At 62.3% G+C, this 24,022-nt stretch carries 22 protein-coding genes and 1 pseudogene; 11 read left to right on the top strand and 12 right to left on the bottom strand.

What is annotated here, in order from left to right:
* Positions 1 to 98 precede the first annotated feature (98 nt).
* A pseudogene (locus F8N66_RS32050) lies at positions 99 to 854 on the bottom strand (MCP four helix bundle domain-containing protein); the annotation flags it as partial.
* A 219-nt stretch (positions 855 to 1,073) separates the two neighbouring features.
* On the opposite strand from F8N66_RS32050, the gene F8N66_RS02840 reads away from it, so the two are divergent.
* Positions 1,074 to 1,505, top strand: a complete 432-nt coding sequence (locus tag F8N66_RS02840) for a nuclear transport factor 2 family protein (RefSeq protein WP_150768720.1) — start codon at positions 1,074 to 1,076, stop codon at positions 1,503 to 1,505.
* Between the two features lie 127 nt (positions 1,506 to 1,632).
* Here the strand turns inward: F8N66_RS02840 and nirD are convergent, their stop codons facing one another.
* Together nirD and nirB are read right to left on the bottom strand one after the other, a co-directional pair.
* The gene (gene nirD / locus F8N66_RS02835) at positions 1,633 to 2,007 is read right to left on the bottom strand and encodes a nitrite reductase small subunit NirD (protein WP_150768719.1); all 375 of its coding nucleotides are present in this window, start codon (positions 2,005 to 2,007) and stop codon (positions 1,633 to 1,635) included.
* Positions 2,007 to 4,568 carry a nitrite reductase large subunit NirB gene (gene nirB, locus F8N66_RS02830; RefSeq protein ID WP_150768718.1) on the bottom strand — a complete coding sequence of 854 codons (2,562 nt, stop codon included), beginning with the start codon at positions 4,566 to 4,568 and terminating at the stop codon, positions 2,007 to 2,009. The genes nirD and nirB overlap by 1 nt, the downstream gene beginning before the upstream one ends.
* A gap of 706 nt (positions 4,569 to 5,274) precedes the next feature.
* Between nirB and F8N66_RS02825 the strand changes: the two genes are divergently transcribed.
* Entirely contained in the window at positions 5,275 to 6,168 is an 894-nt protein-coding gene (locus F8N66_RS02825) for an acetoacetate decarboxylase (protein ID WP_191622881.1), read from the top strand.
* Between the two features lie 78 nt (positions 6,169 to 6,246).
* Here F8N66_RS02825 and F8N66_RS02820 read toward each other — a convergent pair whose 3' ends face one another.
* The 6 genes from F8N66_RS02820 to F8N66_RS02795 are packed head-to-tail and all read right to left on the bottom strand — an operon-like array spanning position 6,247 to position 10,709.
* On the bottom strand, positions 6,247 to 6,558 hold the full coding sequence (locus F8N66_RS02820; RefSeq protein WP_150768716.1) for a YdhR family protein: 312 nt from the start codon (positions 6,556 to 6,558) through the stop codon (positions 6,247 to 6,249).
* Between the two features lie 25 nt (positions 6,559 to 6,583).
* The gene (locus tag F8N66_RS02815) at positions 6,584 to 7,363 is read right to left on the bottom strand and encodes an SDR family NAD(P)-dependent oxidoreductase (RefSeq protein ID WP_150768715.1); all 780 of its coding nucleotides are present in this window, start codon (positions 7,361 to 7,363) and stop codon (positions 6,584 to 6,586) included.
* Positions 7,360 to 8,538: an acyl-CoA dehydrogenase family protein gene (locus F8N66_RS02810; protein ID WP_150768714.1), complete on the bottom strand. Its 1,179-nt coding sequence runs from the start codon at positions 8,536 to 8,538 to the stop codon at positions 7,360 to 7,362. The genes F8N66_RS02815 and F8N66_RS02810 overlap by 4 nt, the downstream gene beginning before the upstream one ends.
* A gap of 29 nt (positions 8,539 to 8,567) precedes the next feature.
* Positions 8,568 to 9,287: a histidine phosphatase family protein gene (locus tag F8N66_RS02805; RefSeq protein ID WP_150768713.1), complete on the bottom strand. Its 720-nt coding sequence runs from the start codon at positions 9,285 to 9,287 to the stop codon at positions 8,568 to 8,570.
* On the bottom strand, positions 9,271 to 9,654 hold the full coding sequence (locus F8N66_RS02800) for a DUF6285 domain-containing protein (protein WP_150768712.1): 384 nt from the start codon (positions 9,652 to 9,654) through the stop codon (positions 9,271 to 9,273). The genes F8N66_RS02805 and F8N66_RS02800 overlap by 17 nt, the downstream gene beginning before the upstream one ends.
* Entirely contained in the window at positions 9,651 to 10,709 is a 1,059-nt protein-coding gene (locus F8N66_RS02795) for a phosphotransferase family protein (RefSeq protein ID WP_150768711.1), read from the bottom strand. The genes F8N66_RS02800 and F8N66_RS02795 overlap by 4 nt, the downstream gene beginning before the upstream one ends.
* Before the next feature lie 249 nt (positions 10,710 to 10,958).
* Between F8N66_RS02795 and prpR the strand changes: the two genes are divergently transcribed.
* The 6 genes from prpR (at position 10,959) to F8N66_RS02765 (ending at position 20,139) form a co-directional block, all read left to right on the top strand.
* The gene (gene prpR / locus F8N66_RS02790; protein ID WP_150768710.1) at positions 10,959 to 12,926 is read left to right on the top strand and encodes a propionate catabolism operon regulatory protein PrpR; all 1,968 of its coding nucleotides are present in this window, start codon (positions 10,959 to 10,961) and stop codon (positions 12,924 to 12,926) included.
* Positions 12,927 to 13,204: 278 nt separating this feature from the next.
* Positions 13,205 to 14,806 carry a long-chain fatty acid--CoA ligase gene (locus F8N66_RS02785; RefSeq protein WP_224790436.1) on the top strand — a complete coding sequence of 534 codons (1,602 nt, stop codon included), beginning with the start codon at positions 13,205 to 13,207 and terminating at the stop codon, positions 14,804 to 14,806.
* An 85-nt stretch (positions 14,807 to 14,891) separates the two neighbouring features.
* Positions 14,892 to 15,221 carry a DUF485 domain-containing protein gene (locus tag F8N66_RS02780; protein ID WP_150768708.1) on the top strand — a complete coding sequence of 110 codons (330 nt, stop codon included), beginning with the start codon at positions 14,892 to 14,894 and terminating at the stop codon, positions 15,219 to 15,221.
* Positions 15,218 to 16,882, top strand: coding sequence for a cation acetate symporter (locus F8N66_RS02775; protein WP_150768707.1), 1,665 nt, complete (start codon positions 15,218 to 15,220; stop codon positions 16,880 to 16,882). Before F8N66_RS02780 ends, F8N66_RS02775 begins: the two co-directional genes overlap by 4 nt.
* 46 nt (positions 16,883 to 16,928) lie before the next feature.
* Positions 16,929 to 18,701, top strand: a complete 1,773-nt coding sequence (locus F8N66_RS02770) for an acyl-CoA dehydrogenase C-terminal domain-containing protein (protein WP_150768706.1) — start codon at positions 16,929 to 16,931, stop codon at positions 18,699 to 18,701.
* Between the two features lie 175 nt (positions 18,702 to 18,876).
* Complete coding sequence (locus F8N66_RS02765; RefSeq protein WP_150768705.1) at positions 18,877 to 20,139, top strand: OprD family porin; 1,263 nt, start codon at positions 18,877 to 18,879, stop codon at positions 20,137 to 20,139.
* An 11-nt stretch (positions 20,140 to 20,150) separates the two neighbouring features.
* On the opposite strand, the gene F8N66_RS02760 is transcribed toward F8N66_RS02765, so the two are convergent.
* On the bottom strand, positions 20,151 to 20,450 hold the full coding sequence (locus F8N66_RS02760) for a putative quinol monooxygenase (RefSeq protein ID WP_150768704.1): 300 nt from the start codon (positions 20,448 to 20,450) through the stop codon (positions 20,151 to 20,153).
* A gap of 77 nt (positions 20,451 to 20,527) precedes the next feature.
* On the bottom strand, positions 20,528 to 21,211 hold the full coding sequence (locus F8N66_RS02755) for a type 1 glutamine amidotransferase domain-containing protein (RefSeq protein WP_150768703.1): 684 nt from the start codon (positions 21,209 to 21,211) through the stop codon (positions 20,528 to 20,530).
* A gap of 188 nt (positions 21,212 to 21,399) precedes the next feature.
* Here F8N66_RS02755 and F8N66_RS02750 point away from each other — a divergent pair, with 188 nt between their 5' ends.
* A complete protein-coding gene (locus F8N66_RS02750; protein WP_150768702.1) occupies positions 21,400 to 22,428 on the top strand; it encodes a LysR substrate-binding domain-containing protein in 1,029 nt (342 codons plus the stop codon).
* Between the two features lie 22 nt (positions 22,429 to 22,450).
* On the opposite strand, the gene F8N66_RS02745 is transcribed toward F8N66_RS02750, so the two are convergent.
* Positions 22,451 to 22,651, bottom strand: coding sequence for a YbdD/YjiX family protein (locus F8N66_RS02745; protein WP_150768701.1), 201 nt, complete (start codon positions 22,649 to 22,651; stop codon positions 22,451 to 22,453).
* 243 nt (positions 22,652 to 22,894) lie between these two features.
* Between F8N66_RS02745 and F8N66_RS02740 the strand changes: the two genes are divergently transcribed.
* Together F8N66_RS02740 and F8N66_RS02735 are read left to right on the top strand one after the other, a co-directional pair.
* A complete protein-coding gene (locus tag F8N66_RS02740) occupies positions 22,895 to 23,500 on the top strand; it encodes an SCO family protein (RefSeq protein WP_150768700.1) in 606 nt (201 codons plus the stop codon).
* A complete protein-coding gene (locus tag F8N66_RS02735; RefSeq protein ID WP_150768699.1) occupies positions 23,500 to 24,003 on the top strand; it encodes a copper chaperone PCu(A)C in 504 nt (167 codons plus the stop codon). Before F8N66_RS02740 ends, F8N66_RS02735 begins: the two co-directional genes overlap by 1 nt.
* The last annotated feature ends 19 nt before the right edge of the window (positions 24,004 to 24,022 follow it).

Below are 24,022 nucleotides of genomic sequence, written 5' to 3'. Positions count from 1 at the left end.
CCCGCGACCTCGTGGCAGCCGTCGCTCAAGCGCTCGCTCATGCCACTGACGCCATGGGCGTTGCTGCGCACCACTTCGATCATGCCGCGCAAATCGCGCTGCATGGTGGCCAGGCTGCGGATCAAGCGGCTGGCTTCGTCCTGCCGATCGGTCTCGACAATCGGCTCGCTCAGGTTGCCATGGGCGATGCTGTCGGCGATGCGGCTGGCCGTGCGCAACGGCCCCATGATGCTCAGGGTCACCCAGCGCCCCTGGGCCAACAGCAGCAACAGGCTGACGATGAGCACGACACCGAGGGCGATGTTGGCGTTGCTGATGGCTTGCCGGGTGCCCTCGCTGGTCTGCTGCGTGTTGCTTTCAATCAATTCGCTGAGGGCCGCCATCTGGTCTTCCAGCTGGCTGAACGCGCTGTTGAAGTTGCTCAGTTCTTTCTGTGCGGCGTCGGGGTTTTCCAGGGCCAGGCCGACGATGCGCTCGGCGGCGCCGATGTAGGTATCGAGGCTGGGCTTGATTTGCTTCAGTGCGGTCTTGAGGGTGTCGTTGACCGGCAACTTGAGGTTTTCGCCGAGCACTGCTCGAAAGTGTGCGGTGTGCTCGTCGATGGAGCTGCGCACCTCGGCCTGGCTGCTGGTGCTTTTGCCCAGGCCCACGAGCATCGCCGACAACACATCGGCACGCAGCGCGTCATGCATCATGTCGGCTTCAAGGTGATTGCGCAGCGCGGCCATGCCGACGTCATTGTCCTGCACTGCTTCGGCCATCTGGCCATTTCCCAGGTAACTGACCAGGCCCATGATCAGGGCAGTCAGCACGCTGGTACCGATCAGCAACAGTAAACGCAGTTTTATGGACACTCTGTGGTTCCTCTTTTCGCACGTTTGTCAGGTGGCCGAAGCCCATTGCTGAAAAGGTTATCGGCGGGGCCCGACAGTTACTGAAAGAACGGCCAGCGGTTTTGGCGATTAGGCGACATGCGGTAGGTGTCGCCCGCGATCAATCCCCCACCTGCCATCTTCCAATCCAGGCGAAATCTGTTAGGTTGTACGACAACCTACAACAACAAGGAAACACCCATGAAAAAAGTTAAAGTGCTGGTCGGTTTTCTCTGCCTGTTCAGCGGCTATGTCGTCGCCGCCTCCGCTTCGAGTGACAAGGATGTGGCGCAAGCCGTCGACCACCTGACCGACGCGATGCTGCACAAGAACATCGCGCAGCTTCAGGCGCTGACCGCCGACAACCTGACCTACGGGCATTCCAGCGGTAAAATTCAGGGCAAGAAGGATTTCATTTCCGACATCGAAACCGGCAAAAGCGCGTTCAAGAGCATTGAGACGCAGAACCAGACCATCACCGTTTCCGGGGACGTTGCACTGGTTCGCCATCACTTTTCGGCGCAGGCGATCAAGCCCGAAGGGCTGGTTCCAACCGAAATCGAGAACTTCCAGGTCTGGCAGAAACAACACGGGAAATGGGTACTGGTAGGACGACAAGCGTTCAAATCCTAAGGTTGGTTTGAACGCTCTTCTGTAGGAGCGAGCCTGCTCGCGAAAAACGCCCGGACAACGCGCTTATCCAGACAGGGGCGCGTTATCGTTGACGTCCATCGCGAGCAGGCTCGCTCCTACAGGGGGATCACATGACTGCGACCTCCACCCTGCCCTCGTTCAACCGCACCGGCCAGACCCGCAGCTGCTGTTGCGGGTATTCCAGGCAACTGCCGTCTTCCAGGCGAAAGTGCTGCTTGTAGATCGGCGACGCCACCACCAGGTCGCCCTTGATGCTGCCGACCAGGCCGCGACCGATCACATTGGCCCCGGACTGCGGGTCGTGGTTATCGATGGCGAACAGGTTTTGACCCTCCCTGCCCGGCAGGTAGAACAGCGCCACCTGCGCGCCGTCCAGCCACACCACCACGCCCGAATCGTTGACCAGGTCCTGCTGGTTGCACACCGATTGCCAGACCGCCGACAAACCGGTTTCTACGCGTTGGGTATTGGACTGATTCATCAGACGCTCTCCTCGGTAACAGGGATCAGGTTGAGTTCGGCGGCCATGATCGGGCGCCGTTGGCCGCGTTCCTGGACAAAGTGGATGTCCGGGTCCGCGCGTTTGTCGTTGACGAAGGTGCGGAAGCGCTTGAGTTTTTCCGGGTCCTTGAGGGCGTTGGCCCACTCGCACTCGTAACGGTTGACCACCAGTTGCATCTGCGACTCGAGCTCATCGCCCAGGCCCAGGCTGTCGTGGATGATCACGTCCTTGAGGAAATCCAGGCCGCCCTCCAGGCTTTCGCGCCACACCGAGGTGCGCTGCAATTTGTCGGCGGTACGGATGTAGAACATCAGGAAACGGTCGATGTAGCGGATCAGCGTCGCGTCGTCCAGGTCGGTGGCGAACAGCTCGGCGTGGCGCGGACGCATGCCGCCGTTGCCGGCGATGTAGAGGTTCCAGCCTTTCTCGGTGGCGATCACGCCCACGTCCTTGCTTTGCGCCTCGGCGCATTCACGGGTGCAACCGGACACCGCGAACTTGAGCTTGTGCGGTGAGCGCAGGCCCTTGTAGCGATCTTCGATTGTCAGCGCCATCTGCACGCTGTCCTGCACGCCGTAACGGCACCAGGTGCTGCCGACGCAGGATTTCACCGTGCGGGTCGACTTGCCGTAGGCGTGGCCGGTTTCGAAACCCGCCTCGATCAACTCGCTCCAGATGTCCGGCAATTGATGCAATTGCGCGCCAAACAGGTCGATGCGCTGGCCGCCAGTGATCTTGGTGTAGAGGTCGTATTTCTTCGCGACGACGCCGATGGCAATCAACTTGTCGGCGGTGATTTCGCCACCGGGAATGCGCGGCACCACCGAGTAAGTGCCGTTTTTCTGCATGTTGGCCATGAAGGTGTCGTTGGTGTCCTGCAATGGCACCAGCGAGGGGTCCATGATCGGCTGGTTCCAGCACGAGGCCAGAATATTGCCCACGGCCGGCTTGCACACATCGCAACCGGTGTGGCCACGGCCATGCTTGGCCAGCAGTTCTTCGAAGCTGATCACCCCTTCCACGCGCACCAGCGCATACAGCTCCTGGCGGGTGTAGGCGAAATGTTCGCATAGGCTTTTATCGACGCTGACGCCACGGGCAATCAGCTCATGTTCGAAGACTTGCTTGAGCAGCCCGGCGCAGCCGCCGCAGCCGGTGCAGGCCTTGGTCTGCGACTTGAGCAGGCCGAGGTCGGTGCAGCCGCCGTCGATGGCCGAGCAGATGGCGCCCTTGGTCACGTTGTGGCACGAGCAGACGGTGGCGGTTTCCGGCAAGGCGCCAGGGCCGAGGGTCGGCGCGCCTTCGGACGATGGCAGGATCAGCGCGGCCGGTTCGGCGGGCAAGGCAATCGCGTTCTGCATGTATTGCAGCAGCGTGTCGTAATAGCTGTTGTCACCGATCAGCACTGCACCGAGCACGTGCTTGCCCGTGGCGTCGACCACCAGGCGCCGATAGCTGGCAGTGGTCTCGTCGATGAACTGATAACTGCGCGCGCCCGGCGTGTTGGCGTGGGCATCGCCGATGGAGCCGACATCGACCCCCAGCAGCTTGAGCTTGGTCGACATGTCGGCGCCCCGGAACGGTTCGGCGACGTCGTCACACAGCCGCGCCGCGACGCTGCGCGCCATCTGGTAGCCGGGGGCAACCAGGCCGAACAGGCTGCCGTTCCATGAAGCGCATTCACCAATGGCGTAGATGTGCGGGTCGCAGCTCAAGCAAGTGTCGTCGATCACCACGCCACCGCGCGGGCCGATCTCCAGCGCGCATTGACGGGCCAATGCGTCCTGGGCCCGGATGCCGGCGGAGAACACCACCAGGTCGGTTTCGAGGAACTCGTCGTTGGCAAAATTCATCCGGTAGCGATAGTCCTCGCCCGCGCTGATCGACTGCGTGGCGCGGGACAGGTGCACGCCGACGCCCAGCCGCTCGATCTGCGCCTTGAGCGCCAGGCCGCCCAAATCATCCAGCTGCACCGGCATCAGGCGCGGGGCGAATTCCACCACATGGGCTTCAAGGCCCAGGCTTTTCAAAGCGTTGGCCGCTTCAAGGCCGAGCAGGCCACCGCCGACCACCACACCGCGCCGCGCATGGGTCGCCGCCACGCGAATGGCGTCGAGGTCTTCCAGGGTGCGGTAGACCAGCCGCGAATCACCTTCGGCGCCTTCAATCGGCGGCACGAACGGATAAGAGCCGGTGGCCAGCACCAGTTTGTCGTAGGCCACGCACCCCTGGGCGGTGATCACCTGGCGGCGCTCGCGGTCGATTTCCAGTACCGGCACGCCCAGGTGCAGGGTGACGCCGGGCGTCTGGTACAGCGAGGCGTCACTCAGTGCCAGCGATTCGGCATCGCGCCCGGTGAAATACTCGGACAGGTGCACACGGTCGTAGGCACGCATCGGCTCTTCGCTGAACACGTGCAAGCGATACCGCCCAAGGGCCCCGCGCTCGATCAACTGTTCGACACAATGGTGTCCGACCATGCCATTGCCGATCACGACCAGCGTTTGCTGCTTGTTCAACGTGGCTACATTGGAATTCATATTCGACCCTGCCCATCACGGTTCAAAAAGCAAAAAAAACGCCTGAAACCTTGCGGTTCCAGGCGTCTTTGCCTGTTCTTTTGCGGTGTTGAAACCAGACGGCCATGCCTGATCCACCGATATTGCCCACGACCTGTGCGGTTGATCGATCGTCGTTGACCGAGAGGGCTGCCCATCGCGTTCGGATGGGCTTGAGAAGGTGAATGCAGTGTTTGTGCCAGTCGGTGCCGAGCGGCGCTGCCTTGTGCAATCAGCAGCGCGGGTGGTGCGCCGGCAAACCCTTTGAAAGCCCTGTTCCAGAGGCCTGTCCGGGCGCGATCCGCAGGGATGACACCCCCCGGCACCGCAACGGCAAATCTGCTTGAAGGAAGAGCCCGTTGAGAGGCCAGCCGCTTCTGACTGGTGCACCCTGCCCTTCACTGCGCTTTATAAAAGTGCATGGGCAGTGCGCACCCATGGCCATTCATCTCTGAAATCCGTCTTCCAACTCTGAAAAAAAAAGGCTTTTTTTCAAATCCCAATGATCACACCTCGCTCAAAAAAAGTAGTTATCTTGTTGTTTTACATCAGTATTTTCTTGAATAACGGATCCGGACATCCCCTTCTGAGCGCTTGGCATACGCATTGCTCCGGTCCCCCTTCACATTCCATCAGCCCACAGGCTGATCGATGCCTGAAACCTGTCCATCAAACCGGAGACGCAACCATGAACCTTCCCATAAACCTCTCGCGCAGGGATGTGCTGGTCACCGCGGGGGTCGGACTGGCCGCCGCTGCGAGCCCCCTTTTTGCACAGTCATCGGTGGGGAGTTCCACGGGAGGGATATTCCTTCCAGACTCGATTGGCGGAACACCGCTGACGCCGGAAGGCGTGCGCCAGAAAGCGTTTGCCATGCCCCTTCACGCACCCGCCTACGCCCAGCCGCCCAGTGCCTTCCTCGACCGCCCCTCGCTCACCATCAGTTATCGAACGGACCTGGACCTGGTACGCGCGCTGGTGCCCGAGCCGCTGGTGGTCAAGGACCCCATCGTCAGCCTTTCGTTTCTGTCCATGGTCGCCCCGGGGATCGGTGACTATTACGAGTTCGCCCAGAGCATCTCCTGTTTCCTGGGGGATGAAGCCGTGAGCTTTCGTCCGCTGATGGTCGCGGAGAATGTCACTGCCATCATGCTGGGACGGGAGGTCTGGGGATTGCCGAAGAAATTCGGTCACCCGCGGGTTGGGCAAAACAACGAATCGTATATCGGGACCCTGGAATACGATGGCGCAGTGGTTGCCCGCGCGAGCATGGCCTACAAGTCCAGGAAGGTTGATCTGGCCGAGGCGACCAAAGCGATGCGGGTACCCGGCGTCGTACTTAAAATCATTCCCGACGTCGACGGCAAGACGCCAAGGATCGCCGAGCTGGTCAGGTTCGAGTATTCGACTGTCGATCTGAAAGAGGCCTGGACCGGCGCCGCGAGCCTGGACCTGTTCAATCACGAAGCGGTGCCGATTGCGGCGCTGCCCATCCGGGAGATTGTCTCCGTGCGCCACACGCTGGGGAACTATCTGCTGGAACCGGGCAAGGTGGTTCACGACTACCTGAAACGGACCTGATCAGGCGCAACGAATTGGAACCGGCCGGGAGAGAACGACTACTCTCTCCCGGCCGTCCATGGCACGGCCTGTCGGCGTTCAGGGATGGCGGCAGGCGCCGGGGGTATTGTCCACCACCACCGGCGTGGAAAAGTACTGCACGCTGGGCACGGAGCCATAGCGCTGTTCCACCAACGCTCGCCAGCCTGGCGAGTACTGCGCCTCGGCTTGTGCGCGGCTCTCCCAGAGGTAACAGCCACCGACCGTCAACCCGTCGTCCGACAACAAGTAATACTTGCGCAGCAGACCCTCGACCCCCCGGTAGTTCGGCGCACTGGCCTCAAACAGCTGCTGGGCCATGGCAGGGGTCAAGGGCGTATCGACGGTGAACTGAACAATCGCGGTGATCATTGACTTTCCCTCTTCCACAACACGCTCACAGGCCTGAGCAGGCATGGCCGCCGTCGACGGTGATTTCTGTCCCGGTCATGCCTTTGCCTGCCGCTGAAGCCAGCAACAACAGCGCGCCGTCCAGGTCTTCGCACTGGCAAAAAGTGCGCGAAGGAATGCGCGCGCGCAGCCGCTCGCCCGCCTCGCTGCTCAGAAACCCCTGATTGATTTCGGTCGCCACGTAGCCCGGTGCGAGGGCGTTGACCCGAATGCCGTGACGCGCGAGTTCGAGCGCCATTGAGCGGGTCAGGTGGCTCAAGCCCGCCTTGGCGGCGCAGTAAGGCCCCACCCCGCCCCCGACCCGGCTGGCCAGGATAGAGGTGATATTGATCAGGCTCCCCGGCCGGCCTGCGGCAACCATGCGCCTCGCGGCCTCTTGGGCGACCATCCAGGCGCCCTTCAGGTTGGTGTCGAGGATGGCCTGCCAGTCGGCATCGGTGTATTCGAGGACACGCTTGGTGTCGCTGATGCCGGCGTTGTTGACGACCACATCCAGCCCGTCCCAGTCAGCCACGATCGCGTCCAGGCACTGGATGACCGATTCCCGCGAGGTGACGTCCAGTTCGTAGGCGCGCGCCTGGTGGCCCTCGAACTGCAGATCGCGGACCAGCTCTTCAAGTCGGTCAACCCGCCGTGCCGCCACGGCCACTATGGCGCCGGCGGCGGCCAGGGTCTTGGCGAAGTGCCGGCCCAGCCCGCTGGACGCCCCGGTCACCAGTACCACTCGCCCACTCAGATCGAACAACTGCAAGGGATCGCGGTTCATAGGGAGGCTCCTTGCTCGCCACGGGCCAGGATTTTCTTCGCCAGACTCATGCGATGCACCTCGTTGGGACCGTCGTAGATGCGGAACCCGCGAGCGTCGCGGAAAATCCGGTCGACGATGGTTTCCCCGGTCACCCCTTGGCCACCCAACACCTGGACGCTGCGATCGATCACCCGCCAGATACCTTCGGAGCTGATGACCTTGGTCATGCTCGACTCAACGTTGCCCCGCTCGCCCTGGTCCAGGACCCAGGCGCAATGCCACACGGCCAGGCGAGTGGTCAGCAGGTCCATTTCATTGTCGGCCAGCATGAAACCGACCCCCTGGTGTTCGCCCAGCACTTTGCCGAATGATTCCCGACGCCGTGCGTGCGCGCAGGCCACGTCGTGGGCACGTCGCGCCTGACCTAGCCAGCGCATGCAGTGCGTCAGGCGTGCCGGCGCCAGGCGCACCTGGGCATAGCGGAAGCCCTTGCCGATTTCGCCCAGCACGTCGCTGGCCGGTATCCGCAGGTTTTCGAAACGCAGCACGGCGTGTCCGCCGGTAAAGCAACTGTCCAGTGAATCCATCATACGTTCGAGGATGAATCCCGGTCGGTCGGTGTCGGTCAGGAACATGGTGGCGCTGCCGTCTTCCATCCGCGCCATGATGATGGCGAAACTGGCGCCCTCGGCACCGGTGATCAGCCACTTGCGACCATTGATGAGGTAGTCGTCACCGTCGCGCACCGCGGTCGTGGCCAGCATGGACGGATCAGAACCGGCACCGGGTCCCGGTTCGGTCATCGCGAAGCAGGAGCGGATATGGCCCTGGACCATCGGCAGCAGCCAGCGCTGTTTCTGCGCTTCGCTGGCCACCACCTCCATCAGGTGAATGTTGCCTTCGTCCGGCGCGTGGATATTCAGCGCCGTGGGGCCCAGCGGCGAGTAGGCCGCCTCTTCGAACAGGATCGCCTTGGCCACATGAGACAGGCCCAGCCCGCCCATGTCACGGGACGCATGGGGTGTCAGCAGCCCATGGGCGCGAGCCTTCTCGACCAATGCCTGGCGCAGCGCCTGCGAGGGGCCGTGGGCGCTTTGGCGCGGGTCGTTTTCCAGCGGAATGATTTCATTGGCAATGAAGTGTCTGACCTTGGCCTGCAGTGTCAGAAGCTCGTCAGAAAGTGCGAAGTTCATAGGGTTTTTCCTTGGGTACTGGCTGTGCTTCAGGCCTTCAAGCCATTGGGTTGAATGGCGCTGAACAGATTTTCGAGAACCGTGTTGCGAATAGCCGATTTGTGCGGGTCGTACGGGGTGAAGTTGAGTGTGCGAATGATTGCCCCCGTCACCTGATGGCCCTGCATGTCGATGTCCAGGACGTTCAGGCAGGCGGTGTCTTGCTCGAAGGCGGCAATGCCCGACAGGCCTGAACCACTGGCCCACCCCAGCAGGATCCGGTTGACCGCGTCGTGACTGACGATCAAAGCGCTGTCCCATTCGGGCTCGTCGATAAGGTCGAAGAAAACCCCCAGCACCCGTTGCTCGAACGCGTCCCAGCGTTCACCGCCAAGAAACGCGGCGCCGGGCTGCGCGGCGAGTCGGTAGGCGCCGGTGACGGCAGCGAACAGCGTGTCAGCAGGCAGTTCACGCAAGCGCCCGGCGCGGATCTCGCGCAGTTCCGGCTTCGCCTCGAACGAAAGGTTGCTGTCGGCCAGCAGCAGGTCCAGGGTCTGTCGCGCCCTTGGATAATCCGAGCACAGGACTCGATCGAACGTGAGCGCCTGCAGGACCTGCCCGAGCGAGCGCACCTGCTGCTCGCCGGCGCGGGACAGCGGCACCAGCCGAGGATCGAGCGGCCGGCCATCGGCCGCGAAATACTCGACATGGCCGTGGCGGACCAGGTAGCAGCGGCGACGGCGGATGGGCAGCTCAGACCGGGCGTTCATCGGCCACCACCTTGGGATTGCTGATTGCCAGACGGGTGCGGGTGATCTCGCTTAACGCCCGCAGCAATGTCTCGCTGGAATCGCCGGGCGGGTCGTACAGCCCCTGGCGAATGAACTGGCTGAGCAGCGCCCGCGCATCCTGTGGCGTAAGCCCGGCCAGGCTGTGAATGCCGAGCACATCCGCCAGGCGCTGCTCTTCCAGCAACTCCAGGGTCGTTGCCAGGTCGATTTCCCGCGCGGCCATCGCCATCGCACTGGCGATCATCCGGCATTCGTAACGCAGGCCTTCCGGCAGCGCCGGCATCAACTGCTTGAGCAAGACATCACGGGCCGTTTCCATGAGTTGCACTGCATTGGGATCCGTCATGACCGTCCTCCACTGAGCGCCAGGATTTCATATTCAAGTTCCGGCACCATGCGACCGGTGAGCGCCAATTCGAGGGAGCGCTGCTGACCCGACAAGTGACGCTGTGCCTGCTGCACCGCCACCACCGCCCAGCGCACATGGGCCATGAGCTGCCAGAACTTCAGCTCTTGAGCGGTGGGGCTGTATCCGGCAACGGCCTGGTAACCTTGCAGAAAGTCGCGCAACTCGCCCATGCCGCCGGCTTCCCGGTCCGGACGGGCAAAACGCCAACATTTGGCGGTAAACCAGCCCAGGTCTTCGCGAGGATCGCCCCAGCAGGCGAACTCCCAATCCAGCACCCCGCTCAGGCGCCCCTGGTCGACCATGTAGTTGCCCGTGCGGTAATCACGGTGAATCAGGCAGGCGGGCATGGGTTCGGGTCGATTCAACTCGCACCAGCGCAGACCCCATTCAATGACCGGGTGGCTGCCCGGCAATGCATCGAGGTATTGCCGGTACAGATCGATCGTGGCCTGGATCGGGTCGCCTTGTGGAGCCGGCAGGAACGCCAACCCCGGGTGATCCGGGGTGATCCGGTGCAACAGGGCCAGGCTTCTTCCCAGTTCCCCGGCCAGTTCCTGGCGTGCGGCGTCCAGGTGTTTGTCCGTGGTCAGGCGATGGCCGCTGGCCGTTCCGCGCAAGGCCTGCATGATGAAAAAGTCGCGGCCGATGACCCCGGCGTCCCGGCATAACCACAGCGGCTCGGGCACCTTCACGCCGGCCTGGTGCACAGCACTGAGTACCGCGAACTCCTGGTCACGACTCATGCTCGCCGCGACGGACGAGGGCGAATCCGTGCGCAGCACCCACTGGCGCCTGACCTGGTGTCCACCTTCGGTGACCTGAGCATGTAACAGCCAGTTCTCCTGAATGGCGCCGCCGGACAGGCGCTCACTTTTTTCAATACGCAGCTGGTCGCAATCGAGCCGCGCTTTGAGAAATTCCGCCAATGCCTGATGGGCATCGGGTATATCGATCCGCGTGTCCAGGAAACCTGGAGATTGGAGGGGCGTCATGGTTGGCTCTGTCCCATCGGTATTGACCTGACGGGGTGAGAGCAAGAGCCGCGCCAGAGTCAAAACCTTCGCCGGCACTTTATTTTTAATCTTTTAAAAACAATCACTTAAAACATTACAGCGAAGGCGTTTGGACCCCTGTCGTCAGGCATCGATTGCAGAGTTGAAATCTTTATTTCAACATGGAAAAGAACTATCACGATCAACAAGCGCCTTGAATCCGGCTTGTCCAAGAGAGCGCAATACCGCATGCCTAGCGAACACTACCTGCCCCGCGTCGTCGCCCTGATCACCCACCTACGCCCCCCGGAAGGCCCAAGCCGCATGGCGCGGATCGTCCAGCAGGTCGTACCGGACTACCTGAACCGCACGCAACTCGAAATCGTGGAGACCACCGTCACCGGGCTGCTGGCCACGGGACGGGAGCTGGAAAGCCGGGGTGATGTCGACATGATCATCTGCTCGGGCGCCACCGCCGATTACCTGCGCCGGCACCTGTCGACCACCATCCTTTCAATCCGCATGGGCGAGTACGATCTGATCCGCGCGCTGGACCTGGCAAGGGCCAGGGCCACCAAGGTCGGCATTCTCAGTTTCCAGCACACGCACCCGGAACTGGAAGCCATGGCGTCGCTGTTCACGGTCGATATTCGCCAGGCCACCTACACCAGTTTCGAGGAAGCCCGCCAGCAAATCCGCGTGCTGATGGACGCAGGCTACGGGGTGATTGTCGGCTCCTCCACCGCCGTCGAAGTGGCCGAGGAAGCAGGCGCCCAGGGCGTGCTGGCGCTGAACGTCGATGCCGTGCGCAGGACCCTGGACGATGCCTTGGCCATTTGCCGCAGCCGCACGCTGGCGCTGATCCAGCAACAACGCCTGAATGCCGTGTTGCGCAACCTGACCGACGGGGTGATCGCGATCGACGCCCATGGCCGGGTGCAATCGCTCAACCCCAAGATGGCGAGCCTGCTGGGCATCTCCAGCGAATGGGCCCATGAACGGCCGATCGGCGAGGTGCTGCCCGACCTGAACATTTCGCAAGTTCTTATCAGCGGCGAAACCGAAGAAAGCCGCATCCTCAAGGTGGGCAACAAAACCCTGGCCGCCAACGTCAGCCCTATCATCGAGAATGGCAAGACCGATGGCGTCATCATCACGTGCCAGGAAACCACGGTCATCCAGCGCGCCGATCGCCGTATCCGTGCCCAGGTGCGCCCGCGGCAGTTCACGGCTCGTTACCGCTTCGACCAGATCCTCGGTGACACGCCGGCCTTTCGCGACATGCTGCGCCTGGCCCAAAGCTACGCCCTGACCGATTCCACCGTATTGATCACTGGGGAAAGCGGCACGGGCAAGGAACTGCTCGCCCAGAGCCTGCACAATGCCAGCCCGCGCCAGCCCGGTCCCTTTGTCGCGATCAACTGCGCGGCCTTCCCCGAGTCCTTGCTGGAGAGCGAGCTTTTCGGCTACGAGGAAGGTGCCTTTACCGGCTCCCGCAAGGGCGGCAAGATCGGCCTGATCGAAACCGCGCACACCGGCACGCTGTTCCTGGACGAAATCGGCGACATGCCGGTGTCCCTTCAGACCCGTCTGCTGCGCGTGCTGCAAGAGCGCGAAGTGTTGCGCCTCGGCGCCTCTGAACCGACCCCCGTGGACATCAGGGTCATTGCCGCCACCCATTGCGACTTGCGCGAACGCATCGGTGACGGTCGTTTCCGGGAGGACCTGTATTACCGGCTCAACATTCTGCGCCTGGCCGTTGCGCCGCTGCGCGAGCGTCTCCAGGATATCGCGCCCCTGGCACAGGCCATCCTGCAAAAAATCCCCCGGCGTCCCGAGGCCATGAGCTTCGACCAGCAGCACCTCCAGCACCTGATGCCGTACCTGCTCAAGCATCGCTGGCCGGGCAATATTCGCGAGCTGGAGAACATCATCGAACGCGCCGCCTTGTCGGCCCACGAACTCAATGACCGACAATCGGCGGGGACACTGCCGGCCCTGTTCCCCGAACTGTTTGAAGGTGACGACCTGCCAGCACGGCCTGCCAGCCTGCAACTGCCGGGTGCCGACCTGCGCAGTGTCGGCAAAGCCAGCGAAGTGGCGCATGTCAGGCAAGTCGTGGAGGCCTGCAACGGCGATCTGGATGAGGCGGCCCGACGGCTGGGCATCAGCCGCACCACCCTCTGGCGACGACTGCGCACGGCGCCTGCGGGGTGACATCGAGGCAGGCGTTGATCGTTTCAAAGATGAAAACGCATCTTTGAAATGTCGTTCCAGCTTTGAAATTGCCCGGGCTGTCAGGCTCGGGTCCGGGAGTGGAAGCTTTTCGACAACACAATCTATCTAATTGATTTTAAACGTTATTAATCAGAAAAAACGACCTGCATCGCCGATTGGCACAGCCATTGCTCTCCCACTGGAGAGGGTCCGGTTTCGAGTTGGAAACCCATGGCCCATACCAATAAGAACAAGGCAGGAGGTCGCCTGTGCTAGGCATGATGATGAACTTCAACCTGGGTATTGCCGCCATCATGCGGCACGTCGAACAGGTTGCTGCCCATAGCGAAATCGTTTCGCTGTCCGCCGATGGACGTGTCCATCGGTACACCTACACAGAGGCCTTCGCTCGCGCTCGTCGACTGGCCAATGTACTCGATGATCTCGTCAGCCCTGCCGGTGCCCGCGTGGGCACCCTGGCATGGAACGATCACCGTCACTTCGAGCTGCATTACGCGGTGCCGTGTTCGGGCCGTGTGTGCCACACCATCAATCCCAAGCTGTTCCCGGAACAGATCGCCTACATCATCGAGCATGCACAAGATGATGTGCTGTTCATCGATCCGCAGTTCATTCCCTTGGTTGAGAGCCTTCAGGCCCGGCTGTCTTGCGTCCGCCATTTTGTGGCCCTGTGCGGCCTCGACGAACTGCCGCCAAGCAGCCTGCCCAACCTGCTGTGCTATGAGCAATTGCTGGAAAACGCGGCCGACCGCTACACCTGGCCCGAACTCGACGAGCAGCTGGCCTGCGGACTGTGCTACACCTCCGGCACCACCGGGAACCCGAAGGGCGTGCTGACCAGTCATCGCAGTACGGTCCTGCACGGCATGGCACAGAACATGGCGGACAATGTCGGGCTGCGGGCCCTGGACGTCGTCATGCCAATGGTCCCGATGTTCCATGTCAATGCGTGGGGAATGCCCTACAACGCGGCCATGGTGGGCGCCAAACTGGTGTTGCCGGGCGCGCGCGTGGGCGATGCCGGGGCCATGGTGAAGCTGATCAACGATGAAGCGGTGACCTTCTCGCTGGGTGTCCCCACCCTTTGGGCCAACATCAGTCAGTACCTGCACGCCAACGATCAGCAGATACCCAGCCTCAAGCGTGCCGTCACGGGCGGGGCCGCCTGCCCGCTGTCGCTGATCCGGGCGATGAGCGCGCACGGCGTGGCCCTGGAGAACGGCTGGGGAATGACCGAGATGAGCCCGATGGGCAGCTATAACCGCTACCAGCCCTGGTACGACACCCTGGGCGATGAGGACCAGGGCCAGCAGGTTCTCAAGTCCGGACGCGCACTGTTCGGCGTTGAAATGCGCCTGATCGACGAAGCCGGCGAGCCGGTGGCCCATGACGGGATCGCCTCCGGCGCGCTGCAAGTGCGCGGGCCGTGGGTCAGCAGCGGTTACTACGGCCAGGAAACCCGCGAGGGCTGGTTCGACACCGGCGATATCGCCACCCTCGATGCCCATGGCTACCTGCAAATCACCGACCGGATCAAAGACATGATCAAGTCCGGTGGAGAATGGATCTGCTCGGTGGAAATCGAAAACGCGATCATGGCTCATCCGGACATTGCCCAAGCCGCGGTCATTGGTGTGGCGCATCCCGTCTGGAGCGAGCGCCCGTTGCTGGTGATCGTCTGCCGACAACCCGATAACGCCCCCAGCCATCAAGCGCTCCTGGCGTTCCTCGAAGGCAAGATACCCAAATGGTGGCTGCCGGATGCCAGCGTGCATCTGCGCGAGCTGCCGCACACCGCGACCGGCAAGGTCAGCAAGAAAACCCTGCGCGCGCACTTCGCCGATTTTGTCTGGCCTTAACCGGCTCCCCTCCTTTTCATCCCTTCACGGCCTGGTGCACGCCAGGCCGCAGGGCAGCCCCACAACAAAAATAAACGGAGGCACCATGTCCAATACCGCCGAGCAGCTATGCGATCACTACAGCCGCATCCGCAACAATCCGCGCTTCATTGTCCTGAGCAGGTCTCGCTCACGCACCTCCTGGCTACTCAGCGCCCTGGTGCTGTGCGCCTATTTCGTGTTCATGGCGGTCGCGGCCTGTCTGCCCCAAGCCCTGCATGCGCCGCTCTATCCCGGTAGCCACCTGACATTGGGACTGCCGCTGGGCGCCTTGATCATCCTGGTGTCCTGGCTGCTCACCGGCTGGTATGTCCATCGCGCCAACACCCGCTTCGACAGCCTCAGCGAGCAAATCGTCCAGGAGTGCCGCCCATGAACCGTTGCTTGTCGTTTGCGCTTGCCATTGGCCTGCCCGCCCTGCCGTTGCTGGCCCGCGCCGATACGCTCAGCACCACCCGGCAACCGATGAATCTGCACGCCATCGGTATCTTCCTCGTCTTTGTCCTGGCGACACTGCTGATTACCTGGTGGGCGTCGCGCCGCACCCGGTCGGCCCACGATTTTTATACCGCCGGTGGCGGTATCAGCGGCTGGCAGAACGGCCTGGCGATTGCCGGTGACTACATGTCCGCCTCGACACTGCTGGGGTTATCCAGCCTGGTGTTCACCAAGGGCTATGACGGTTTCATCTACGTCATTGGCTTCTTTGTCGGCTGGCCGGTGCTCACCTTCCTGATGGCCGAACGCCTGCGTAACCTGGGGCGCTACACCTTTGCCGACATCGTTTCGTTCCGCCTCGATCAGCGCAAAATCCGGGTGCTGGCCGCCTGCGGTTCGCTGACGGTGGTCTGCTGCTATTTGCTGTTGCAGATGGTCGGTGCCGGGCAACTGATCAAGCTGCTGTTCGGGCTCGACTACGCGGTCGCCGTGGTGGTGGTCGGCGTGCTGATGCTGGTGTATGTGGTGTTCGGCGGCATGCTCGCCACGACCTGGGTGCAAATCACCAAGGCTGTCCTGCTGCTGGCCGGCGGCACGACCTTGATGCTGCTGGCCCTGGCTCAGTTCGACTTCAGCCTGGAGACACTGGCCCGGCGTGCCGTTGAGGTACACGCCAGCGGCTGGAACATCATGGGGCCCGGTTCCATGCTGTCCAACCCGGTCAATGTCGCCTCCATGGCGCTCGGCCTGGTGTTCGGCCTGGCCGGACTGCCGCACATCCTCATGCGCTTTTTCACGGTCGCCAATGCCAAGGAAGCGCGCAAATCGGTGTTCTATGCCTCGGGCTTTATCGGCTTCTTCTTTCTGATTGTTTGCGTGCTGGGCTATGCCGCCATCGTTATCGTCGGCACCGATCCGCACTACTTCGTGGACGGCAAGCCGGGGGGCGCACTGGTGGGCGGCAGCAACATGGTGGCCATGCACCTGGCCCAGGCCGTGGGTGGGGACCTGTTTCTCGGTTTTCTGTCGGCGGTGGCGTTTGCGACGATTCTTGCCGTCGTCGCCGGCCTCACCCTCGCCGGGGCCTCGGCCATCTCCCACGACCTTTACCTGACGGTGTTCAAACGGGGCAATGCCACCGAAAAGCAGGAGATGCGCGTCACGCGCCTGGCGGTCATCGGCCTCGGGGTGATTGCCATCGGCCTGGGCATCCTGTTCGAACAGGTGAACATCGCCTTCCTGGTCGGACTGACCTTCGGCATCGCCGCTTCGGCCAACTTTCCCGTGTTGATCATGGCCATGTACTGGAAAGGCCTGACGACGCGCGGGGCCATCTGCGGCGGCCTGGCCGGGCTTGCCTCGGCACTGACCCTGGTGATTCTCTCGCCGACGGTCTGGGTCACAGTGCTGGGCCATGCAAAGGCCATCTTCCCGTATGACCACCCGGCCCTGTTTTCGATGCCGGTGGCCTTCTTCGTGATTGTCCTGGTGTCCAGGCTCGATCGCAGCGCCCAGGCGCAAAAGGATCGGGACGGTTTCGACGACCAGAGGATCCGCGCCGAAACCGGGCTGGGCATCGCCACGGCCTCCTCCCACTGACCTTCGGGGGCTGTCGCGCCCCCTTTCCACCGCCGAGATACCGAACATGAACACCTACAACGCCCCACTGCGCGACATGCGCTTTGTCCTGCATGAAGTCTTCGACGCGCCGGCACTCTGGGCACGCCTGCCCACACTGGCAGAACGGGTCGATGCCGATACCGCCAATGCCATCCTTGACGAAGCGGCGAAAGTCACCGGTCAGCTCATCGCCCCGCTCAACCGCAGCGGCGACGAAGAAGGCGCACAGTGGCACGCGGGAACCGTCACCACCCCGACCGGCTTCAAGGAGGCCTACGCCACTTACATCGCCGGTGGCTGGGTGGGCCTCAGTGGCAACCCCGACCATGACGGCATGGGCATGCCAAAGATGCTGGCTGTGCAGGTCGAGGAAATGCTCTACGCCGCCAACACCAGCTTTGCCCTCTATTCGACGCTTTCGTCCGGCGCCTGCCTGGCCATCGATGCCCACGCCAGCGCGGATTTGCGAGCCACCTACCTGCCGCCGATGTACGCAGGTCGCTGGGCCGGCTCCATGTGCCTGACCGAACCGCACGCCGGGACCGACCTGGGCCTGCTGCGCACCCGGGCCGAGCCTCAGGCCGGAGGTACTTATCGCATCAGCGGCAGCAAGATTTTCATCACCGGGGGCGAGCAGGACCTGACCGAGAACATCATTCACCTGGTGCTGGCGAAGTTGCCGGACGCGCCGGCCGGAGCAAAGGGCATTTCGCTGTTCCTGGTGCCCAAGGTCCTGGTCAATGCCGATGGCAGCCTGGGCTCGCGCAATGCCCTGAGTTGCGGCGCCATCGAACACAAAATGGGGATCAAGGCCTCGGCCACCTGCGTGATGAACTTCGATGGCGCCACCGGCTACCTGCTGGGTGAAGTCAACAAAGGCATGGCGGCGATGTTCACCATGATGAACTACGAGCGCCTGTCCATCGGCCTCCAGGGCATCGGCTGCGCGGAGGGCTCCTACCAGGTCGCCCTCCGCTATGCCCGGGAACGCTTGCAGAGTCGGGCGCCGGGCGGCGCCGTGGCCATCGACAAGGCCGCCGACCCGATCATCGTCCATCCCGACGTCCGGCGCATGCTGCTTGGCATGAAAGCACTCACCGAAGGCGGCCGCGCCTTTGCCTGTTACGTCGGCCAGCAACTGGACCTCGCCCGCTTCGCCCAAGACCCCGGGGAACGTCAGCGCTCTGCCGCCCTGGCGGCATTGCTCACCCCGGTGGCCAAGGCCTTCTTCACTGACACCGGGCTGGAAAGTTGCGTGAACGGCCAACAAGTCCTGGGGGGGCACGGCTACGTCCGCGAGTGGGGCCAGGAGCAGTATGTGCGTGACGTGCGCATCGCCCAGATCTACGAAGGCACCAACGGCATCCAGGCCCTCGACCTGCTGGGCCGCAAGGTGATTGCCGATGGCGGTGCCGCACTGCGCCTGTTTTGCGCCGAAGCCCTGGCGTTTGCCGATGGCTGCAAGCTGCCTTACAGCCGCGAACTGGCCGTTGCCCTCGAACGCTTGATGGCCGTCAGCGATGGGCTGATGGATCACGCCAGGACCCATCCGAACGAGCCAGGCGCCGCCGCCGTGGAGTACCTGCACCTGTTCGGCTATGTCGCCTATGCCTACATGTGGGCACGGATGGCTGCCGTGGCCGAGGCCCGGCGCGACGAAGACCCGGCGTTCCATGACGCCAAGCTGGCGACCGCGGCGTTCTATTTCCAGCGCCTGCTGCCGCGAACGCTGGGGCTCGAAGCCAGCATTCGCGCCGGCAGCGCCACACTCTTCGGATTGGCTGAAGAACAGTTCTGATGAATTTTCAAGGCGCGGTCCTTGCACCTTCGGACCGCGTTTTTTTTATTGGCCAGCACCACGCGATGTGACCGGGGCAACCCGGGCATATCCCTCCCTTGATAACCCCTCTGATCGGGACGATGCGTCCCGAACGAACCCGGCTGTTCCATAAAAACAACAAGAGGCAACAACCATGCGCCGAACGACCCTCAAGACCCCTCTATTCCTCGTCAGCGGCACGGTGGCCCTGTCGGCACCGGTCAACGCCGAGTTGATCGCCGACAGCAAGGCCACGCTGGAGCTGCGCAACTTTTACATGAACCGTGACTTCCGCCAGCGGGGTGCGCCCCAGGCAAAGGCCGAGGAATGGGCACAGGGTTTCCTGTTGCGTTATGAATCCGGGTTCAGTGATGGGCCGATCGGGGTCGGGGTCGATGCCCTGGGACTGCTGGGCGTGAAGCTCGATTCAGGCCCGGGACGCAGCGGTACTCAATTGCTCAAGCAGGACCGGGAAACCCGCCGCGCCCAGGACGAATACGGAGAGTTGGGTTTGACCGCCAAATTCAAGGCCTCTCGAACGGTGCTCAAGGTGGGCACCCTCTTGCCCCGGCTTCCCTCGGTGACCTACAACGATGGCCGTCTCCTGCCGCAAACCTTTCGCGGCGTTCATCTGAACGCTCAGGAATGGGCCGGCCTGACACTGGACGCGGGCCAGTTGCAACAGGTCAACCAGCGCAACTCATCTGACTATGAGGACATGGCCGCCAGCAATGGCAGTGCCGGCGCCATCGGTGTGAAGGCCGGCAAGACCAGCGATGCCTTCAACTTTGCCGGCGCCGGCTACCAGTGGAACAGCCAATTGAGCACCGCCTGGCACTACGGCGAGCTGACAGACCTCTACCGGCAACACATCCTGAACCTGGTCCATACCCAGCCGCTGGGCGCCCTGCAATCACTCAAGACCGAGCTGCGTGTCGCCCAGGCAAACGATGCAGGCGACAGCGGCATCGACAACAAAGCCTACGGCGCCCTGCTGAGCTACAAGCATGCAAGCCATACCCTCGCCGTTGCCTATCAACAGATGGAAGGCCGGACGGGATATGCCTACATCGCCGGCAGCGATCCGTACCTGTTCAACTATGTGCAATTCGGTGATTTCGCCAACCGTGACGAGCGGTCCTGGCAACTGCGCTACGACTTCGACTTTGTGGTGCTGGGCATGCCGGGCCTGACGTTCATGACCCGCTATCTCAGCGGTGACCACATCGACCTGGGCCCCGGCCAGCCGGCAGGCACCGAGTGGGAACGCGATACCGACATTGCCTATGTCCTGCAAAGTGGCCCGTTGAAAAACCTCGGCATCAAATGGCGCAACGCCACAGTGCGTACCCGCCATTTCGGCAATGACCTTGACGACAATCGCCTGATCCTCAGCTACAGCCTGCCGCTCTGGTGAGCCAACGGCCGCTAGCCGGTGACGCGCTGATACTTGACGATCCGCGCGTCACCTTGCAGCAGGTCCGAGGCCTGGGCGAGCGCTGCCTGGAGGTGAGGGGTTTGCCAATGCCGTGCCTCGGAGTCCGGGTCTTCCCAGACTTCAAAGGAGGAAAACTCCAGGGGGTTGGCAAGGGATTGATAGTAGGCGTACTCCAGGCAGCCCGGCTCCAGGGCCGTCTGCCGGCTGAGTTCGGCCAGTACGCCGCGCATGGTCTCAAGGCCTTGCGGTTTGACCACGAAGCTGGCCATCACATACACACGGGAACTCATCTCTGCCAAAGCCTCCAGTTAAAACCGGCCGCCCCGCGCTTTGCGTGGAAGCAACGAGGCGACCGCAAACGCAGCCCTTAGCGGGCCAGTTCTTTGAGCACCAGATCGGCAACAGGACCGCCGGAGGCCGGGTTCTGACCGGTGATGACACGCCGGTCAGCAACCGCAAACGGTGCCCACGGCTCGGCGGCTTTCTGGTAGATGGCACCTCGCTTGACCATCTCGTCCTCGGTCAGGTAGGGAACGTATTGGTCCAGCTCGGCAATCTTCTCTTCATTATTGGAGAAACCCGTGACCTCCTTGCCTTCAATCAGCAGCGAGCCATCGGACAGTTTGATGTTCAGCAACCCCACCGCACCGTGGCAGACAGACGACACGATGCCGCCACTTTCATAGATGCTGCGGCTGAGGGCTTGCAGCGCTTCGTTATCAGGGAAATCCCAGACCACGCCATGCCCCCCGGCGTAATAAATGACCGAATAATCCGCCGGGTTGACCTGGTCTGGCTTGAGTGTCGCGCCCAACCGGTTCATGAAGGCCTTATCCTGATACCACTGCCAATCCCCCTCATCAGCCATTGCCAGGCTGTGCGGATCAATCGGCGTGTACCCGCCCTTGGGGCTGACATAGTCGACCTGGTAACCCGCGTCCTGGACTTTTCTGACGAAGTGCACCGCCTCGCCAAGCCAAAGGCCAGTGGCGCGTGCCAGGTTGGGATACTTGGGAAAGCTGGTCAGCACCACCAGCATTTTCTTGCTCATGTTTCACCTCACTTTTTTGTGTTGCCAACGACAGGGGTAGCCCCTCGATCCGAGAGGTCTCCCCTTCCCTATCACAGAGGACATTCGCCATGACTGGCATCCCGCGAGAGCACACCTTAATCCGCACCTCCCGGTCTCGGTAGGCGCCGACTCGCAATTGACTATTTCAACTATGGAACACCTGTGCGATGTATGACCTGAACGAGCTGTACCTCTATGCACAAATCGTCGAGCACCAGGGCATCGGCGCCGCCAGTCGCGAGCTGGGGATCCCCAAGTCCAGGCTCAGCCGCCATTTGTCGGCGCTTGAGGAGCGCCTGGGCATTCGCCTGATCAATCGCTCCACACGCCAATTCCAGGTGTCGGAGCTGGGCCAGGAGTACTACCAGCACTGCCTGGTGATGCTCGACAGCGCCAGCGCGGCGCAAGCGTTGATTGACAACAGCCGCTCGTCGCCCAAAGGCATTGTGCGCATTGCCTGCCCCACGGCCCTGCTCAACTTTCTGGTCGCCGGCATGATCGCCCGTTTCATGCGCCGCTACCCCGAGGTCGAGGTCCACCTGGAAAGCACCAACCGCACGGTTGACCCGCTGCGCGAAGGCTTCGACATCGTCCTGCGCGTCGGATTTCCACCGTTCGAGGACAGCGGCCTGACCATGAAGACCCTGACGCGCAGTCCCCATGCGCTGGTGGCAAGCCCGGGGCTCATCGAACGCGTGGGCCAGGCCACGTCACTGGCCGACCTGACGCATTATCCGAGCCTCGATATGGGACCCTGTGCGCGTCAGTATCAATGGAACATGGAGGGGCCGGGCGGTGTACAGGCGACGGTGCGCCACAGTCCACGGCTGATCACCGATGACATGATCACCTTGCGACGGGTAGCGCTTGAGGGGGGCGGGATTGTCCAGTTGCCGGAACTGGTGGTGTTCAAGGACCTTCGAAGCGGCATGCTCACACCGGTCCTGAAAGACTGGAAACCCAGGAGCGCCATCGTTCATGCGCTGTTTGCGTCAAGGCGCGGCCTGATGCCATCGATCAGGAGCCTGCTGGATTTCCTGGCGCAGAGTTTCGCAGCGCTGGACGTTGACAACCTGTATGACGGCTATGCCCTCAGGGGCGACGAAGACGCCTGTTTTCTCACGGGTTCAACGCTGGCCGGCGAAGGCGATCTCAAGGACGCCTTCGCTGGCAAGCGTGGCGCCTGCGAAAGTTGATTCGACAGGCCAGGCGTGGGGCTCAGCAGCAGCGCGTGTTGCACTTGCCCCGGCCAAACCGGGCTTCCTGGCGCTCGCGGAAAAACGCCTCGTAGCTCATCACCGGCTCGCCCGGGGACTTGAGCGCCATCTGCGCGACGTAGTTATCGTAATCGGGGACGCCCACCATCAACTGTGCGCTCTGGCGCAGGAACCGGGCGGCCTGTTGCAGTTTATGGAACATGGCAATGCTCTCTATGCGGGATGGGATACGCCCCATGGAAGCGCATTCATGTATCTGCAATGTGTCGGCGCAAGGCGTCTTTGTATGTTCGTGTAGGCAAGCCCCGCGACCTTTTGGCGCAGTACCTTCGGGCGACCGATTAAGCGCGATTGGGCAACAGTTTGTTAACATCCCTGCGCTTTTTTCCGCCTGGTTCGTCAGGCACTGTGTTTTTTCTGTCGCTACACAGGAAGCTTTATTTCCATGAGTACGTTGTATTCCCGTCGCACGGTCCTGCAAGGCATGAGCCTGCTGAGCCTTGGCCTGCTGGCCGGCTGCGATGACAGCAGCAAGCTGTCGTTCAAGTACGGCAAGGATCTGAGCGACAAGATCATGGGACGCTCCTTCAAGCTCAAGGACGCCGAGGGCGAGACCCGGATGCTGGGCAGCTACCAGGGCCTGATGCCGATGATCTTCTTCGGCTTCACCCAATGCCCGGCGGTCTGCCCGACGACGCTGGCCCGCGCGGCCCAGGCGAAGAAGCTGATGGGCCGCGACGGCGAGCGCTTGCAGGTGATCTTCATCACCCTGGATCCCGAGCGCGATACCCCGCAAATGCTCGACAAATACGTCAAGGCCTTCGATCCGAGTTTCGTCGCGTTGTCCGGCACGCTGGAAGAAACCGCCGCCACCGCCAAGGAGTTCGGGGTATTCTTCGAGAAGGTCCCGAGCGGTTCGACCTACACCCTGTCCCACACCGCGACCAGCTATGTGTTCGACTCCCGGGGCAATTTGCGCCTGGGCCTGTCCGCGTCCCTTACCGCTCAAGAGTGCGCAGACGACCTGCTCACCGTCATGGAGGTCTGTTGATGACTTTGTTGTGCACAACCCGTATCAAACAGGTGATCCTGGGCCTTTCCCTGGCCGGCATGGCGTGGCAGGTGTCCGCGCAGACCCAGGTCAGTGATGCCTGGGTCCGTGCCACGGTGGCCGGCCAGCCTTCGACCGGCGCTTTCATGACCCTGCAGGCCGACACCGACAGCCAGCTGCTCAGCGTGCAGTCGCCGGTGGCCAAGACGGTGCAGATCCACCAGATGAGCATGAAGGACGATGTCATGCGCATGGGCCAGGTCAAGTCCCTTCCGTTGCCGGCCGGCCAGGCGGTGAGCCTCGATCCCCAGGGCTACCACATCATGCTGCTGGACCTGACGGCCCAGGTCGCAGAAGGCAGCAAGGTGCCGCTGACCCTGACCGTGGAAAACGCCAAGGGCGAGAAAGAGACGATTCAGGTCGAGGCCGAAGCGCGTGCACTGGGCGCGATGGATCACGGCAAGATGGACCACAGCAAGATGGATCACAGCAAAATGCAGTGATGCCCTGGCTACCACTGAC

Source organism: Pseudomonas fluorescens (assembly GCF_902498195.1).
Lineage (GTDB): Bacteria > Pseudomonadota > Gammaproteobacteria > Pseudomonadales > Pseudomonadaceae > Aquipseudomonas > Aquipseudomonas fluorescens_BU.
The sequence above is the reverse complement of the archived record's forward strand: the minus strand, read 5'-3'. Positions and strand labels throughout refer to the sequence as shown.

What these genes read in the sequence shown, in the direction of transcription:
- F8N66_RS02840 (WP_150768720.1), top strand. Translation starts at nt 1,074, where the DNA reads ATGAAAAAAGTTAAAGTGCTGGTCGGTTTTCTCTGCCTGTTCAGCGGC.
- nirD (WP_150768719.1), bottom strand. Translation starts at nt 2,007, where the DNA reads ATGAATCAGTCCAATACCCAACGCGTAGAAACCGGTTTGTCGGCGGTC.
- nirB (WP_150768718.1), bottom strand. Translation starts at nt 4,568, where the DNA reads ATGAATTCCAATGTAGCCACGTTGAACAAGCAGCAAACGCTGGTCGTG.
- F8N66_RS02825 (WP_191622881.1), top strand. Translation starts at nt 5,275, where the DNA reads ATGAACCTTCCCATAAACCTCTCGCGCAGGGATGTGCTGGTCACCGCG.
- F8N66_RS02820 (WP_150768716.1), bottom strand. Translation starts at nt 6,558, where the DNA reads ATGATCACCGCGATTGTTCAGTTCACCGTCGATACGCCCTTGACCCCT.
- F8N66_RS02815 (WP_150768715.1), bottom strand. Translation starts at nt 7,363, where the DNA reads ATGAACCGCGATCCCTTGCAGTTGTTCGATCTGAGTGGGCGAGTGGTA.
- F8N66_RS02810 (WP_150768714.1), bottom strand. Translation starts at nt 8,538, where the DNA reads ATGAACTTCGCACTTTCTGACGAGCTTCTGACACTGCAGGCCAAGGTC.
- F8N66_RS02805 (WP_150768713.1), bottom strand. Translation starts at nt 9,287, where the DNA reads ATGAACGCCCGGTCTGAGCTGCCCATCCGCCGTCGCCGCTGCTACCTG.
- F8N66_RS02800 (WP_150768712.1), bottom strand. Translation starts at nt 9,654, where the DNA reads ATGACGGATCCCAATGCAGTGCAACTCATGGAAACGGCCCGTGATGTC.
- F8N66_RS02795 (WP_150768711.1), bottom strand. Translation starts at nt 10,709, where the DNA reads ATGACGCCCCTCCAATCTCCAGGTTTCCTGGACACGCGGATCGATATA.
- prpR (WP_150768710.1), top strand. Translation starts at nt 10,959, where the DNA reads ATGCCTAGCGAACACTACCTGCCCCGCGTCGTCGCCCTGATCACCCAC.
- F8N66_RS02785 (WP_224790436.1), top strand. Translation starts at nt 13,205, where the DNA reads ATGATGATGAACTTCAACCTGGGTATTGCCGCCATCATGCGGCACGTC.
- F8N66_RS02780 (WP_150768708.1), top strand. Translation starts at nt 14,892, where the DNA reads ATGTCCAATACCGCCGAGCAGCTATGCGATCACTACAGCCGCATCCGC.
- F8N66_RS02775 (WP_150768707.1), top strand. Translation starts at nt 15,218, where the DNA reads ATGAACCGTTGCTTGTCGTTTGCGCTTGCCATTGGCCTGCCCGCCCTG.
- F8N66_RS02770 (WP_150768706.1), top strand. Translation starts at nt 16,929, where the DNA reads ATGAACACCTACAACGCCCCACTGCGCGACATGCGCTTTGTCCTGCAT.
- F8N66_RS02765 (WP_150768705.1), top strand. Translation starts at nt 18,877, where the DNA reads ATGCGCCGAACGACCCTCAAGACCCCTCTATTCCTCGTCAGCGGCACG.
- F8N66_RS02760 (WP_150768704.1), bottom strand. Translation starts at nt 20,450, where the DNA reads ATGAGTTCCCGTGTGTATGTGATGGCCAGCTTCGTGGTCAAACCGCAA.
- F8N66_RS02755 (WP_150768703.1), bottom strand. Translation starts at nt 21,211, where the DNA reads ATGAGCAAGAAAATGCTGGTGGTGCTGACCAGCTTTCCCAAGTATCCC.
- F8N66_RS02750 (WP_150768702.1), top strand. Translation starts at nt 21,400, where the DNA reads ATGTATGACCTGAACGAGCTGTACCTCTATGCACAAATCGTCGAGCAC.
- F8N66_RS02745 (WP_150768701.1), bottom strand. Translation starts at nt 22,651, where the DNA reads ATGTTCCATAAACTGCAACAGGCCGCCCGGTTCCTGCGCCAGAGCGCA.
- F8N66_RS02740 (WP_150768700.1), top strand. Translation starts at nt 22,895, where the DNA reads ATGAGTACGTTGTATTCCCGTCGCACGGTCCTGCAAGGCATGAGCCTG.
- F8N66_RS02735 (WP_150768699.1), top strand. Translation starts at nt 23,500, where the DNA reads ATGACTTTGTTGTGCACAACCCGTATCAAACAGGTGATCCTGGGCCTT.